The organism is Corynebacterium sp. MSK008, assembly GCF_030232585.1.
Lineage (GTDB): Bacteria > Actinomycetota > Actinomycetes > Mycobacteriales > Mycobacteriaceae > Corynebacterium.
The window spans coordinates 116863-130637 of the sequence record NZ_JASPJX010000001.1; the positions used below are offsets into that span (position 1 = coordinate 116863).

The following is a 13775-nucleotide window of genomic DNA, read 5'->3' on the forward strand; positions in this document are numbered from 1 at the left end:
CATGGGAACTGGATCAAAGGTTTTCTACGCCATCGGCACCTTCCTTGCTTTGATGGCCGTGTTCTACATCCTCGCCACCGCTTGGATCGGTGAGGACGCGTACCTCTTCGGCGTGGAGTGGGTCGGCGCTGTCGGCCTCGTGCTGGCTGCTGTCATGTCCTTCATGCTCGGCGGCTACCTCGACATCACCGAACGCCGCATGGACATTGTCCCGGAGGACTGGGAGGAGGCGGAGATTGAGGACGGCGCCGGCGTGCTCGGCTTCTTCTCCCCGAGCTCCATCTGGCCGTTCACGATGGCCATGGCCATCTGCGTACTCGGCCTGGGCATTGCATTCTGGCAGCTGTGGTTGCTCGCCCTCGGTGCGGTATTCCTGATCTGGGCCACCACGATGCTGAGCCTGCAGTACGGCATTCCGCGCGAGAAGCACTAAACGCTGAAGCGAAAATTCCCCCGCCGCGAGTAGTCGCGACGGGGGATTTTTCTGTTGTTAAGGTGCGGTTTTTGGTGTGGTCATCCGAAAGTTTGTCCCCCGTTTAGCGCGTTTGGGAGGGTCTCGACGAGTGTGAGATCAGGCACACTTGGGAACTTCTTTGGCCACCGAAAGCTGGCGAAAATCTTTGGGCCGAAAAGCCTCGGCGGGGAAGGGGGCTGGGGGCCTGACGCGATGACCAGCACTGATCTAGTCGGATATGAAGCGAAAAAGTTCCCGGGTAAAAGAAAAAAGCTTTTCCGCAATACCGGTGCTGTTAAAACGTGCTGGTTGCGCACAGGTTCACAGGGAAATTTCGGGGGTGAGTGAGATGAATATCAGGACGAGATAGGGGATAATCTCACCCGTGACGACCGCAATGACAAACCAAGATATGGCGACGCCGCAGAATCGCGTCCCAGCGCTGAACCGTCCGAACATGGTCAGCGTGGGCACGATCGCGTTCCTCGCCCAAGAGCTCATGTTCTTCGCCGGTTTGTTCGCGATGTACTTCACGTCGCGTGCAAACGGCCTCGCTAATGGTGACTGGAGCACCCAGACCGATCACATCAACGTTTTGTTCGGCGGCATCATCACCGCTGTGCTGATCGCGTCCTCCTTCACCTCCCAGTTCGGCGTTTTCGCCGCCGAGAGGGGTGACGTGTTCGGCCTGCGCAAGTGGTTCACTGTGACCGTTGTGCTGGGCGTCATCTTCCTCGGCCTGGTGGCCTACGAGTGGACCGAGTTGGTGCTGGCCGGCGTAACGCCGCAGTCCTCCGTCTTCGGTTCGGTGGTGTACATCATCACCGGCTTCCACATGGCCCACGTGACCGCCGGCATCATCGCGTTCATCGTGGTGCTGCTGCGCGTGGCCAAGTCGAAGTTCACCCCGGCTCAGGCAACCGCCGCAATGGCAGTTTCCTACTACTGGCACTTCGTCGATGCCATCTGGATCGGCGTGTTCATCACCATCTACCTCGTTCAGTAGTTCTCTTCCAGGCGGTTGCCTGGGGGAGCGGAAAAGTTCTGAAAAGTCGATAAAGGGAACACAATGGAAAACACACCCAAGAAGAAGCGTCAGGGACGCAAGACGCAGCGCACGCTCGCTGGCGCAGCGGCCCTGACGCTGGGGTTGACCGGTGCGGGTCTGCTCGCATCCGCGCTCACCCCGAAGGCACAGGTGGCAACGGCGGCCCGTGACGACCAGGCGATGATCCAGGAGGGCAAGGACCTCTACGACGTCGCCTGCATCACCTGCCACGGCGCGAACCTGCAGGGCGTCGAGGACCGCGGTCCGTCGCTCATCGGTACCGGCGAAGGCGCCGTGTACTTCCAGGTCAACTCCGGCCGTATGCCGATGATGTCCAACGACGCTCAGGCCGAGCGCAAGCGTCCGCGCTACACCGAGGAGCAGGCTCTCGCCCTCGCCGCTTACGTCGCGGCGAACGGCGGCGGCCCGGAGCTGGTGTACAACGAGGACGGCTCGCTGGCCATGGAAGAGCTGCGCGGCAAGGACTACGACGGCAAGATCCAGGAAGCAGACGTCGCCCGTGGCGGCGAGCTGTTCCGCCTGAACTGCGCGTCCTGCCACAGCTTCACCGGCCGCGGCGGCGCACTGTCCTCCGGTAAGTACGCACCGGTGCTGGATCCGGCCAACGAGCAGGAGATCTACCAGGCCATGCTCACCGGCCCGCAGAACATGCCGAAGTTCTCTGACCGTCAGCTTTCCGCCGACGAGAAGAAGGACATCATCGCCTTCATCAAGTCCACCAAGGAAACCCCGTCCCCGGGCGGCTACGCACTCGGCGGCCTCGGCCCGGTTTCTGAAGGTATGGCGATGTGGATCATCGGCGTGACCCTGGTCGCTGCCGCTGCTATGTGGATTGGATCTCGCTCATGAGTGATGTGAAGAAGAATTACACGAAGGAAGAGCTGGACCGCATGAGCAATGCGGAGCTGGCAGCCCTGGGCACCGAGCTCGACGACGTCACGGTGGCGTACCGCAAGGAGCGCTTCCCGGTCGAGGGCGACCCGCGCGAGAAGTCCGCTGCCACCGGCATTGGTATCTGGCTGACCATCTCGATCATCTCCGCGTTGGCCTTCCTCGGCGTTTACCTGTTCTGGCCGTGGGAGCCGAAGTTCCACGGCGATGAGGGCCTGTTTGTCTACACCCTCTACACTCCGCTGCTCGGCCTGACCGCCGCTCTGGCATTCTGCGGTCTCGGCGTCGCGATCATTCAGTACGTGAAGAAGTTCGTGCCGGAAGAGATCGCGGTCCAGCGCCGCCACGACGGCCGCTCCAGCGAGCTTGACCGCCGCACCACCACCGCGCTGCTGAACGACGCGTGGGAGACTTCGACCCTGGGCCGTCGCTCGGCACTGAAGGGCCTGCTGGGCACCGCCGGTGTCCTCGCTGGCCTGATGGTCATCGCCCCACTCGGCGGCATGATTAAGAACCCGTGGAAGGTCCGCCACGAGCTGGACTACCACGGCGACGGCACCCTGTGGACCCACGGCTGGACCATTCAGGACAAGGGCGTGAAGGTCTACCTCGGTCGCGATACCGGCGCTATCGCCGAGCTGCACGAGGGTGAGACCGGCTCGAACTACACCACGGCGGGTGTTTCCCGTCTGGTGCGTATGCGTCCGGAGGACCTTGCAGCCGCCGCAATGGAGACGGTGTTCCCGCTCTACCCGGAGGACGTCAACGACGGCGACGACTATGATCCGGCCCGCGACGTCTACGAGCACCACATGCACTCTATCCACGGTCCGCGTAACCCGGTCATGCTCATCCGTCTGCGTTCTCAGGACGCGAAGAAGGCGGTCGAGCGCGAAGGCCAGGAGGACTTCCACTACGGCGACTACTACGCCTACTCCAAGATCTGCACGCACATCGGTTGCCCGACCTCGCTGTACGAGGCTCAGACCAACCGCATTCTGTGCCCGTGCCACCAGTCGCAGTTCGACGCGCTGCAGTACGGCAAGCCGGTCTTCGGCCCGGCCGCCCGCGCACTGCCGCAGCTGCCTGTGACTGTTGACGAAGACGGTTACCTCATCGCCAACGGGAACTTTATCGAGCCCGTCGGCCCGGCATTCTGGGAGCGTCAGTCCTAATGAGCACCAAACTTGAGCAAGCCGCGGACAACGTTGATTCGCGCTACACAATCTCGGGCGTGCTGCGCCCGCAGCTGAACAAGGTCTTCCCGACTCACTGGTCTTTCATGCTCGGCGAGATGGCGCTGTACAGCTTCATCATCCTGCTGCTGACCGGTATCTACCTGGCACTGTTCTTTGACCCGTCTATCACCAAGGTCATTTACGACGGTGCGTACCTGCCGCTCAACGGCGTCGAGATGTCCCGCGCGTACGCAACCGCGCTGGATATTTCATTCGACGTCCGCGGCGGTCTGTTTGTCCGCCAGATGCACCACTGGGCCGCGCTGATGTTCATGATGGCGATGTTCGCCCACATGATGCGCGTGTTCTTCACCGGCGCGTTCCGTCGCCCGCGTGAGGCCAACTGGCTCATCGGTGTCACCCTCGTGCTGCTGGGCATGATCGAGGGCTTCATGGGCTACTCCCTGCCGGACGACCTGCTCTCCGGCGTCGGCCTGCGAATCATGTCCGCCATCATCCTGGGCCTGCCGATCATCGGCACCTGGATTCACTGGGCGATCTTCGGCGGCGACTTCCCGTCGGACCTGATGCTGGACCGCTTCTACATCCTCCACGTGCTGATCCTGCCGGGCATCATTCTCGCCCTGGTTGCGGCTCACCTCGCACTTGTCTGGTTCCAGAAGCACACCCAGTTCCCTGGCCCGGGTCGTACCGAGAACAACGTTGTCGGCGTGCGCATCATGCCGGTGTTCGCCACCGAGGCAATCGGCTACATGATGGTCGTGTTCGCAGTCCTGGCCGCAATGGCTGGTCTGACCACCATCAACGGCATCTGGAACATTGGTCCGTACAACCCGTCGCAGGTCTCTGCAGGTTCCCAGCCGGACATCTACATGCTGTGGACTGACGGCGCTGCCCGTGTCATGCCGGCGTGGGAGCTCTACCTGGGCAACTACACCATCCCGGGTGCATTCTGGGTGGCCCTGCTCTGTGGCCTGATGGTTGTCCTGCTGATCACCTACCCGTTCATCGAGCAGAAGGTCACCGGCGACACCGCCCACCACAACCTGCTGCAGCGTCCGCGCGACGTTCCAGTGCGCACCGGTGTCGGCGTCATGGGCCTGACCTTCTTCCTGCTGCTGACCATCTCCGGCGGTAACGACCACGTGGCGCACTTCTTCCAGATCTCTCTGAACGCGATGACCTGGGTCGGCCGTATCGGCCTTATCGTGCTGCCGCCGCTGGCCTTCTTCATCACCTACCGACTGTGCATCGGCCTGCAGCGCTCCGACCGTGAGGTTCTGGAGCACGGCATCGAGACCGGCGTGATCAAGCGTCTGCCGAACGGTGCGTTCGTAGAGATCCACCAGCCGCTGGGCCCGGTGGACGAGAACGGCCACCCGGTGCCGCTGGAGTACGCGGGTGCACGCGTGCCGAAGCAGATGAACCAGCTCGGCTTCGCAGACTCCGACACCATCGGCAAGTTCTCCCCGGCAGAGCTCGGCGTCACCGAGCGTGTGCGCGACGCAGAGGAGCAGAAGCACCACGAGGCCGTCGAGACGCTGCGTGCGCTCGAGGCCACGAAGGACCGCTCCGACCGCGACGCCACGAACGAGAACGCGGAGTAGATGTACCGTATTAGCGGTCGCGATTTAGCCCCTTTCCCGGCTCCGGGAAAGGGGCTTTTTCTTGGTTACAAACCCGTAAACACGGCCATGTGACAAAGACCACAGAGATTCTTAGGTTGTGTCAGCGTGCAAGTTTTGCGCACTAGTATGGCCGGCGTCGTGGTGGGTTAACCATGCAGGGTAACTGGGGTAAATAGGGTCTTTCTGGCTGCCTGAGCGTCAGGTGAAAGAAGCTAGGATGCGGACGCGTCACACGCATTTTTTCTTGGTAACGGAACTGTAACGGCGTGGCGGGTGGACACCGTTGTTGCCGTTTCGTAACCTGTTCGAGACATTGCGACAACAGCCGTTGGCAGCATGTACCGAAAACAACATATGAGCCGTAACCCGAAGCGGCGGACCGCACCCGCGGAACGCACGCCATGGGGACCGGGGAACCAGAGTGGAGCGACATGCTCCCGAGGGGCGCAGGGCCATTTCTCAGCACCCCGCCCGACAGCTAACCCGGTTGGCGAAGAGAAGATATGGAGAAAATTATCGTGGCAAAGCACCGTCGCCAGAACAACACCGCAGCACGCGCAGCAGCGGCTACCGCAGCCGTCGCAGCAGGCGCTGCACTGGTCGCGCCGGCCGCAGCCTCCGCAGCAGAGGTCCGTGTTCCCAACACTCCGGTTTCCGTCCAAGTTCCGGGCATTGAGACTGTCCCGGGTATCGCTTCCATCCCGGGCATCGACGCCTGGATCCCGTCGCTCGCAGGCGCACCTGCGAGCGGCAACGCCCAGAACGCTATCGCTTCCGTGAAGGCAATGCCGGGCGTCGCTAACGTCCCGGGCTTCAGCCAGTTCCTCGCAAACGTCGAGCAGCAGGTCCGTCCGGCAGCCCCGGCTCCGGTGAAGCAGACCTACTCCGCGCCGGTTGCAGCTCCGGCGCCGGCACCGCAGCCGTCGACTGGCGAGCGCATCGTTTCCATCGCGCAGTCCAAGATCGGCTCCCCGTACGTCTACGGCGCTGCCGGCCCGAACGCCTTCGACTGCTCCGGCTTCACCTCCTGGGTGTACGCGCAGGCCGGCAAGTCCATCCCGCGTACCTCCCAGGCTCAGGCTTCCGCCGGCCAGCAGGTCGCTTTGAGCGACATTCAGCCGGGTGACATCGTTGCCTACTATGGTGGCGCGTCCCACGTCGCTATCTACGCCGGCAACGGCCAGATCATCGACGCGCTGAACTCCGGTAGCCCCGTCAGCTACCGCGATCTGCACATGATGCCGATTCACTCTGTGGTCCGCTTCTAGCGGCAGAGTTTTCGCCCCGTCCCGCATCGCGCGGACGGGGCATTCTCTTTTTTACCTCAGTAATCACTCAAATCACACGTTGAGCATTTTGCTTGGCCGCGGCCTCTGGACCAGCTATAGTTTGTTCGTTCGCGCCGAAATCTGAAGAGGTGTCCAAAGTGGGTAAACACTCGCTCCGCTCCAACCGCTCCCGTGCCGCCGTTGCGGCAACCGTCGCAGGCAGCGTCATCGCCACCGCGGTGTTTCCCGCGACCCCCGCACACGCGGACGACGTGGACGCGTTGATCGAGGAGATGGAGTCCGTCTCCCACGAGGCCACAGCGAAGGCGGAGGAGATCAAGGAGCTGGAGGACGAGATCGCCGAGTCCGAGGCGAAGCTGCGCTCCGCGAACGCCCGCGCGGCTGAGGCGAAGTCCCAGCTGGAGTCCCTCCGGGGCGTCTCCGAGGCGCAGCGCAAGAACGTCGGCGACATCGCGCACTCGCGCTACCGCATCCCAAAATCCGACGCGATTTTGACCACCCTGGATTCCGGCAACCCGCAAGAGGCGATCGACCGGTCCGCGTACTTGGCCGCCCTCGGGCGCAACTCGCAGCGCGCGCTGACGGAGCTGGAGGACGCCAACCGTGCCGCCGGAGAGCGCGCGAGCGTGGCCAGCATCGCGGTGGCTGAGGCGCAGCACGCCCGTAACGAGCTGGACGGCAAGCGCAAGAAGCTGGAAGAGGAGCGCGAGGAGCTGGACCTGCGCGTTGCCGACATCGAGCGCCGCGTGGACAGCCTGAACGAGGCGGACCGCCAGCGTTGGGTGAACAAGGACAACCCTGTGGATTCCGCATCGCTTCCGGGCGTGGATTCCGGGATTGTGGGTGCGGCCATGGCGCAGCTGGGCAAGCCGTACGGCTGGGGTTCTGCCGGCCCGGACGCGTTCGACTGCTCGGGCCTGATGGTGTGGGCGTACGCCCAGAACGGCATCGGCATCCCGCGTACCTCGCAGGCGCAGCTCGCCGGTGGCACCCCGGTGTCCATGGACGCTCTGCAGCCGGGCGACATCATCGGCTACTACCCGGGCGTGACCCACGTGGGCATGTACATCGGCGACGGCATGGTGGTCCACTCCTCGGACTACGGCATCCCGGTCCAGGTGGTGCCGCTGAACTCCATGCCGGTTCAGGGGGCCGTGCGTTATTAAGACGCTGATGGTCACCAACGACTTCCCGCCCACCGTGGGCGGGATTCAGTCGTATTTGCGGGACTTCGCCGCCGAGCTTGCACGCCGCGTAGGCCCGGACAACCTCGTGGTGTTCGCCTCCACTCAGGACGCCGACGCCGCCCGCGATTGGGACGCCTCCGTGCCGTACACGGTGGTGCGCTGGCCGCGCCGCGTTATGCTGCCCACCCCGGAGACGGCCCGCGCGATGCAGCGCCTCATCCGCGCCCACGGCATCGGCACCGTGTGGTTCGGTGCCGCGGTACCGCTCGCGCTGATGGGCGCTGCCGCGAAACGCGCGGGCGCCACCAACGTCATCGTCACCACCCACGGCCACGAGGTCGGCTGGGGCATGCTGCCCGTCGCCCGCCAGGCCTTAACCGCAATCGGCCGCAGCGCCGACACCGTCACCTACATCTCGGACTACACCCGACAGCGGCTCACCGCGTTCGGCACCCGCCCCCGGTTCGTGGCGCTCCCGTCTGGCGTGGACACCGAGTTCTTCCGCCCCGCCACCGCGTCCCAGCGCGCCGCCACCCGCGAGCACCTCGGCGTCGGCGACGCACCGTTGGTGGTGTGTTCGTCGCGTCTGGTGGCCAGGAAGGGGCAAGATGTGCTGATTCGGGCGTGGCCGGAGGTTCGTCGACAAGCACAAGGCGCGCGCCTTGTCATCGTGGGCTCCGGGCCGTACGAGCGGAAGCTGAAGGCGATGGCGGGCGAGGGCGTCGTGTTCACGGGGGCGGTGCCGGGGCAGTGGCTGCGCGACATCGTGGCGGCCGCGGACGTGTTCGCCATGCCCGCGCGCACGCGCCTCGGCGGGCTCGACGTCGAGGGCCTCGGCATCGTCTACCTGGAGGCGCAGGCGTGCGGCGTGCCCGTTGTCGCGGGCGACTCCGGCGGCGCACCCGAGACGGTCACCACGGAGACAGGGGTGGTGGTGGACGGCCGGGACACGGGTGCCGTCGCCAAGGCGATTGCGCAGCTGCTTCTCGACGACCAAAGGCGCACCCTGATGGGCCGCGCCGGACGCACGCATGTGACTGAGCACTTCTCCTGGGACGTGCTTGGGGCGCGGTTGGCTGCGCTATGCGGCGCTGGCAAACGGCGGGACTAGACTGCCATTCCATGGTTGCTCACTCACCGATGACCGTCGGATTCGACATCGGCGGCACGAACGCACGCGCCGCCGTGGTGGACGCTGACGGTGTGATCGTCGATTCGCTCGGCACTGACACGCCGCACGACGCGGAGGGGCTCACCCGCACGATCGTGGAGATGGTCGGTGAGCTGCGCACGAAGCACGCCATTGGCGCGGTGGGCGTCGCATTAGCGGGCTTTTTGGATCCGGACTGCGAGATCGTGCGTTTCGCGCCGCACCTTGCCTGGCGCGACGACCAACCCGTGCGGCGCGACCTGGAAGAGGCGCTGGGCCTGCCGGTTCGCCTGGAGCACGACGCGAACTCTGCCGCCTGGGGTGAGTACCGCTACGGCGCGGGGCGCGAGCTGGACACCTGGGTATTCTTCGCTGTCGGCACCGGCATCGGCGCGACGCTGATGCACCACGGCGAGATTTACCGCGGAGCGTTCGGCACCGCACCCGAATTCGGCCACATCACGGTCGTGCCCGGCGGGCGCGTGTGCTCGTGCGGCAAGCAGGGGTGCTTGGAGCGCTACGCCTCCGGCACGTCGCTTGTGGACTGCGCGATTGAAATCGCCACCAAGGGCAGCTTTCGGGATTCGGTGGTGTACCGGGCGGTCGTCGAGAAGCGGGCGAGTGGGCACGACATCATGGCCGCAGCCCGTGCCGGCGACCCGCTGGGCCAAGCCGCCCTGGACAGCTTCTCCACCTGGCTCGGCCGCGGCCTGGCAATCGTCGCCGACGTGCTGGACCCCGCGCAGATAGTCCTCGGCGGCGGCGTGAGCGAAGACGCGGACCTGTACCTGGACGATGCCCGCTCCTCCATGGCAGCCAACATCGTCGGCGCCGGATACCGCCCGCAGCCGGAGATCCTGTGCGCTGAGCTGGGGTCCCGGGCGGGTATGATCGGGGTCGCTGATCTGGCCCGTGAACTGCTGTAGAAGGCGAGTAAACGATGAACAACAAGTGGTATTCCCTGTTCAAGGTCATTCTCGGGCCGCCGCTGCTTGTGTGGAACCGACCCACCATCGACGGCGCGGAGCACATCCCCGAAGAAGGCGCCGCGATTTTGGTGTCCAACCACCAGGCCGTGCTGGATTCGTTCTACCTGCCGCTCATGGTGCGGCGCCAAATCACCTTTCCCGCCAAGAAGGAATACTTCACGTCGCCGGGCCTGTCTGGGCGCATCCAGAAGTTCTTCTTCTCTTCGGTGGGCCAGATCCCTGTGGACCGCGCTTCCAAGGACGCCGGTGACGCGCTGCAGAATGCGGCGGAAAGCGTGCTGGATAAAGGCGACCTGTTCGGCATTTACCCGGAGGGCACCCGCTCCCCGGACGGGCGCGTGTACAAGGGCCGCACCGGCATGGCGCGCGTGGCCATGGCTACCGGCGCACCTGTCGTGCTCATCGGGATGATCGGCTCCGGTAAAGCGAACCCGATTGGCACGAAAATCCCGCGCCCGGTGAAGGTGCGCATCAAAGTTTCCGAACAGATCCACCCGCACGCGTGGGCTGCCGAGAACGGATTCGACCCCGCATCGCGCGAGGTCATGCGCCCGTTCACGGACTACTGCATGCGCCGCCTCGCGGAGATGGTGGGGGAGGACTACGTGGATGTCTACGCCTCGGACGTGAAGAAGTCCCTGGCGGAGACGGGGGAGTACCCGGAGGAGGCACGCCCATGAACAAACCGCTGATTATCCGTTTTGCGCTGGTTGCCGTCGTTGTGGCGATCTACCTGGTCGCCTCCGAGGCAGGCTGGTACCCCAAGTTGGCCGGGCCACTCGCAGTACTGGCGGTGGCCGCGGTGATGTTCTGGCCCCGCCGCGGCGGGGGGCCGAAGGGGCCGTCGAGACGCGAGCTTCTCGACGACATCCGGTCGGAGCAGCGCAAGTAGATGCGGTATTTCTACGACACAGAGTTTATTGAGGACGGCTCGACCATCGAGCTCGTCTCCATCGGCATTGTCGCCGAGGACGGCCGCGAGTTCTACGCCGTGAGCACAGAGTTCGACGCTTCCAACGCCAACGAATGGGTGCGCGAGAACGTGCTGAGCAAGCTGCCGCGCGCCTCGCACCCGGCGTGGAAACCGCTGCAGCAGATCCGGGACGAGGCCCACGAGTTCCTCACCGCCGGCCGTGGCACACCGGAACTGTGGGCGTGGGTCGGTGCCTACGACCACGTGGTGTTCGCCCAGCTCTGGGGCGACATGGCCGGCCTGCCCAAGGACTTGCCGCGCTACACGCGCGAGCTGAAGCAGTACTGGCAGATGGCGGGGCGCCCGCGCCTGCCCAAGGTGCCGGACGGCAACCACGACGCGCTCGTGGACGCGCGCCACAACCTGCGCAAATTCCGGGTGTGCATGGAGGCATTGCCTATCGACGCCTCAGGCTCCGTGTCCAAATAGTGAGATTCACCCGCCGCATTTTGGGAAAATGCAGGTGAAAAGGGTTGTAGTGCGGGGGGATTCGTGCTACTACTGAATGGGTGAGTTGGACTATAGATATCCCCAAAGACGTACTGCCGGACCTGCCCCCGCTGCCGGGCGACCTGAACGAACAGTTCCAGGACGCAATCTCCCGCGACGCGAAGCAGCAACCCTCCTGGGATCCCACCCAGGCACAGTATGTGCGCAAGATCCTCGAGTCCGTGCCGCCGGTCGTGCTCGCCCCTGAGGTAGAGGAGCTGAAGACCCAACTAGCGGACGTCGCCAACGGCAAGGCGTTCATGCTGCAGGGCGGCGACTGCGCCGAGACCTTCGAGTCCAACACCGAACCCCACATCCGCGCCAACGTCCGCACCCTGCTGCAGATGGCCGCAGTGCTGACCTACGGCGCGTCCATGCCCGTGGTCAAGCTGGCCCGCATCGCCGGCCAGTACGCAAAACCGCGCTCGTCCGACCTGGACGCGAACGGCCTGCCCAACTACCGCGGCGACATCGTCAACGGCGTCGAGCCCACCGAAGAATCCCGCCGCCACGACCCGGCCCGCATGGTCCGCGCCTACGCGAACTCGTCCGCAGCGATGAACCTGGTCCGCGCCCTGACCGCTTCCGGCACCGCCGACCTGCACCACATCAACGACTGGAACCGCGAGTTCGTCACCAACTCCCCGGCGGGTGCGCGCTACGAAGCTTTGGGACGCGAGATCTCCCGGTCCCTGGCCTTCATGGACGCCTGCGGCGTGCGCGACGACAACCTGCGCACCTCCAACGTCTACGCCTCTCACGAGGCGCTGCTCGTGGATTACGAGCGTGCGATGCTGCGCTTGGCCACCGACTCCAACGGCGACACCAGGCTCTACGACCTGTCCGCCCACCAACTCTGGATCGGCGAGCGCACCCGCGGCATCGAAGATTTCCACGTCAACTTCGCCGCTTTGATCTCCAACCCGATCGGCATCAAGCTCGGCCCCACCACCACCCCGGAGGAGGCCGTCGCTTACGCCGACAAGCTGGACCCGGACTACGTGCCGGGCCGGTTGACCATGGTCATCCGCATGGGCCAGGACAAGGTCCGCGAGGTCCTCCCCGGCATTGTCAAGGCCGTCGAGGCGTCCGGCCACAAGGTGGTCTGGCAGTCCGACCCGATGCACGGCAACACCTTCACCTCCTCGAACGGCTACAAGACCCGCCACTTCGACAAAATCCTCGACGAGGTACAGGGCTTCTTCGAGGTCCACCGCGAGCTTGGCACCCACCCGGGCGGCATCCACATCGAGCTCACCGGCGAGAACGTCACCGAGTGTCTCGGCGGCGCCCAGGACATCACCGACGTCGACCTGCCCGGCCGCTACGAGTCCGCCTGCGACCCCCGACTCAACACCGAGCAGGCCCTCGAGCTGTCTTTCCTTGTCGCCGAGATGCTGCGCTACTAGTTTTCCGCCGGGCCCGCTTGCGGACTCCACCGGTCTCCGGGCTCTCCGGGGTCTTCGAGGCCGGCAGGTTTTGTACGATCGACAACGCTCCGGCACTTCCCCAGGTGAGAGAGTGGGGACCCGGGGCGTCGATTCGTACAAAATGGGCGCCGGTTGCGGACTCCGCATTGCGGACAACTCGGCCGGCACCAATGGTTGGTCGGCACCCACTATGCAGCTGCATAGCGGTGGGGCGTCAGTTGCGGAGTCCACGTTGCGGACAACTCAGCCGGCACCAATAATTGGCCCGCATCCAGTAGCACTATGCAGCTGCATAGTGGTTGGGTGCTTGTCGCGGGGTCCGCATTGCGGACTGATTGGTGGGTGCCAATAATTGGCCCGCATCCAGTAGCACTATGCAGCTGCATAGTGGTTGGGTGCTTGTCGCGGGGTCCGCATTGCGGACTGATTGGTGGGTGCCAATAATTGGCCCGCATCCAGTAGCACTATGCAGCTGCATAGTGGGGGGTGTTGGTTGCGGTCTCCGCATTGCGGACAATTCGGCCGGTGCCAATAGTTGGTCTACACCTAAGGAATTTGTTGTGAAAGAAAGAACGATCATTCCGGGAATACTTTTCGGAATTGTCTTGGGCGTCGCAACCCTTTACGGCGGAGTGCTCCTGTCCACATGGCTTCCAACACCTTTCGTCTTCTATGGGCTACCTCTACCTTCATTGGTGGTGCTGGGTGTATTAGCCATGTCTGTCTACATGTTGAAAAAGGATCGGCTTAGCGACCGATCATGGCGTGCTTTTGTTTTCACATTCGCCGCGGCTTTCGTCGTACCAGCGTTCTTATGGGTGAGCACCATTTCTGGCTATGGAAACTTCGCATAACCTATAGATGTGGAACCGCTGTAAGGCCAATTACGGTTAGCCCCTCTAGATTTCGCCTTCGAAGCCGTCGGGTTAGCTACACGTACTATCGCATCGTGATTAAATCCCCGTGTCCACTTTCCGGGGTTCGGGCCCGGTCCCGGGCCGAAGGGGCGCTTGCGGACTTCGCTTTG

Annotated in this window: 14 protein-coding genes and 1 riboswitch; all 14 genes read left to right on the plus strand. The window is 64.1% G+C overall.

The genetic code is table 11. From position 1 onward, the window contains the following. Window position 1 precedes the first annotated feature (1 nt). The 14 genes from ctaF (at window position 2) to QP996_RS00635 (ending at window position 13602) form a co-directional block, all read left to right on the plus strand. A complete protein-coding gene (ctaF, locus tag QP996_RS00570; protein ID WP_284870668.1) occupies window positions 2-433 on the plus strand; it encodes an aa3-type cytochrome oxidase subunit IV in 432 nt (143 codons plus the stop codon). A gap of 406 nt (window positions 434-839) precedes the next feature. Further along, a complete protein-coding gene (ctaE, locus tag QP996_RS00575; protein WP_284870669.1) occupies window positions 840-1460 on the plus strand; it encodes an aa3-type cytochrome oxidase subunit III in 621 nt (206 codons plus the stop codon). 63 nt (window positions 1461-1523) lie between these two features. Then, window positions 1524-2372, plus strand: coding sequence for a cytochrome bc1 complex diheme cytochrome c subunit (qcrC, locus tag QP996_RS00580; RefSeq protein ID WP_284870670.1), 849 nt, complete (start codon window positions 1524-1526; stop codon window positions 2370-2372). Beyond that, on the plus strand, window positions 2369-3589 hold the full coding sequence (gene qcrA / locus QP996_RS00585) for a cytochrome bc1 complex Rieske iron-sulfur subunit (RefSeq protein ID WP_284870671.1): 1221 nt from the start codon (window positions 2369-2371) through the stop codon (window positions 3587-3589). Before qcrC ends, qcrA begins: the two co-directional genes overlap by 4 nt. Next, the gene (gene qcrB, locus QP996_RS00590) at window positions 3589-5220 is read left to right on the plus strand and encodes a cytochrome bc1 complex cytochrome b subunit (RefSeq protein WP_284870672.1); all 1632 of its coding nucleotides are present in this window, start codon (window positions 3589-3591) and stop codon (window positions 5218-5220) included. The genes qcrA and qcrB overlap by 1 nt, the downstream gene beginning before the upstream one ends. Window positions 5221-5617: 397 nt before the next feature. Beyond that, window positions 5618-5746: riboswitch (cyclic di-AMP (ydaO/yuaA leader) on the plus strand. A gap of 13 nt (window positions 5747-5759) precedes the next feature. Continuing rightward, entirely contained in the window at window positions 5760-6509 is a 750-nt protein-coding gene (locus QP996_RS00595) for a C40 family peptidase (RefSeq protein ID WP_284870905.1), read from the plus strand. 158 nt (window positions 6510-6667) lie between these two features. Next, complete coding sequence (locus QP996_RS00600; RefSeq protein WP_284870673.1) at window positions 6668-7696, plus strand: C40 family peptidase; 1029 nt, start codon at window positions 6668-6670, stop codon at window positions 7694-7696. A 7-nt stretch (window positions 7697-7703) separates the two neighbouring features. Beyond that, the gene (locus QP996_RS00605; RefSeq protein ID WP_284870674.1) at window positions 7704-8828 is read left to right on the plus strand and encodes a glycosyltransferase family 4 protein; all 1125 of its coding nucleotides are present in this window, start codon (window positions 7704-7706) and stop codon (window positions 8826-8828) included. An 11-nt stretch (window positions 8829-8839) separates the two neighbouring features. Then, a complete protein-coding gene (locus QP996_RS00610) occupies window positions 8840-9793 on the plus strand; it encodes an ROK family protein (RefSeq protein ID WP_284870675.1) in 954 nt (317 codons plus the stop codon). Between the two features lie 14 nt (window positions 9794-9807). After that, on the plus strand, window positions 9808-10536 hold the full coding sequence (locus QP996_RS00615; protein ID WP_284870676.1) for a lysophospholipid acyltransferase family protein: 729 nt from the start codon (window positions 9808-9810) through the stop codon (window positions 10534-10536). Continuing rightward, entirely contained in the window at window positions 10533-10748 is a 216-nt protein-coding gene (locus tag QP996_RS00620) for a hypothetical protein (protein WP_034998511.1), read from the plus strand. The genes QP996_RS00615 and QP996_RS00620 overlap by 4 nt, the downstream gene beginning before the upstream one ends. Then, window positions 10749-11258: a polyadenylate-specific 3'-exoribonuclease AS gene (locus QP996_RS00625; RefSeq protein ID WP_284870677.1), complete on the plus strand. Its 510-nt coding sequence runs from the start codon at window positions 10749-10751 to the stop codon at window positions 11256-11258. An 80-nt stretch (window positions 11259-11338) separates the two neighbouring features. Further along, complete coding sequence (locus tag QP996_RS00630; protein ID WP_284870678.1) at window positions 11339-12727, plus strand: class II 3-deoxy-7-phosphoheptulonate synthase; 1389 nt, start codon at window positions 11339-11341, stop codon at window positions 12725-12727. 581 nt (window positions 12728-13308) lie between these two features. Beyond that, window positions 13309-13602 (plus strand): hypothetical protein, encoded by a 294-nt coding sequence (locus tag QP996_RS00635; RefSeq protein WP_284870679.1) that lies wholly within the window; start codon window positions 13309-13311, stop codon window positions 13600-13602. The last annotated feature ends 173 nt before the right edge of the window (window positions 13603-13775 follow it).

What these genes read in the sequence shown, in the direction of transcription:
- qcrC (WP_284870670.1), top strand. Translation starts at nt 1,524, where the DNA reads ATGGAAAACACACCCAAGAAGAAGCGTCAGGGACGCAAGACGCAGCGC.
- qcrA (WP_284870671.1), top strand. Translation starts at nt 2,369, where the DNA reads ATGAGTGATGTGAAGAAGAATTACACGAAGGAAGAGCTGGACCGCATG.
- QP996_RS00615 (WP_284870676.1), top strand. Translation starts at nt 9,808, where the DNA reads ATGAACAACAAGTGGTATTCCCTGTTCAAGGTCATTCTCGGGCCGCCG.
- QP996_RS00605 (WP_284870674.1), top strand. Translation starts at nt 7,704, where the DNA reads ATGGTCACCAACGACTTCCCGCCCACCGTGGGCGGGATTCAGTCGTAT.
- QP996_RS00625 (WP_284870677.1), top strand. Translation starts at nt 10,749, where the DNA reads ATGCGGTATTTCTACGACACAGAGTTTATTGAGGACGGCTCGACCATC.
- qcrB (WP_284870672.1), top strand. Translation starts at nt 3,589, where the DNA reads ATGAGCACCAAACTTGAGCAAGCCGCGGACAACGTTGATTCGCGCTAC.
- QP996_RS00620 (WP_034998511.1), top strand. Translation starts at nt 10,533, where the DNA reads ATGAACAAACCGCTGATTATCCGTTTTGCGCTGGTTGCCGTCGTTGTG.
- QP996_RS00610 (WP_284870675.1), top strand. Translation starts at nt 8,840, where the DNA reads ATGGTTGCTCACTCACCGATGACCGTCGGATTCGACATCGGCGGCACG.
- ctaF (WP_284870668.1), top strand. Translation starts at nt 2, where the DNA reads ATGGGAACTGGATCAAAGGTTTTCTACGCCATCGGCACCTTCCTTGCT.